The organism is Oceanospirillum linum (assembly GCF_001995095.2).
GTDB classification, from domain to species: domain Bacteria; phylum Pseudomonadota; class Gammaproteobacteria; order Pseudomonadales; family Halomonadaceae; genus Oceanospirillum; species Oceanospirillum linum.
In genome coordinates, this window is the sequence record NZ_MTSD02000236.1 from 1 (window position 1) to 388 (window position 388).

Sequence of the window (388 nt, forward strand, 5' to 3'; positions counted from 1 at the left end):
GAGCGGCACCATGTCGATTTTGCGCAACCCGGGCAATTGAGCGACGAACTGCAACACCCCGCCGACGATGACGGCCCAGGCCAGCGCATAGACCGGCACCTTCATGTGGGGCGCGACGAACACGGCGGCGACGATGAATACGATATTCAGCAAGACCGGCGCGAAGGCCGGCAGCGAAAACTTGCCGTACGTATTGAGTACGCCGGCGGCGAGCGTCGTCAGCGAGATGAAGATGATGTACGGGAACATGATCCGCGTCATCGTCACCGCGAGTGCAAAGGCCTGCCCGTCGGCGCGCAGCCCCGAGGCGACGCCGTAGACGACCCATGACGCGCCGGCCACCCCGACGACGGAGACGACCGCGAGCATCCAAGCGAGTACGGTCGAC

At 64.7% G+C, this 388-nt stretch carries 1 protein-coding gene; it reads right to left on the bottom strand.

Going from position 1 to position 388, the window contains the following annotated elements:
• Positions 1–388 (bottom strand): lipid II flippase MurJ (locus BTA35_RS17450; protein ID WP_274378450.1); only part of this gene is annotated, 388 nt, incomplete at both ends.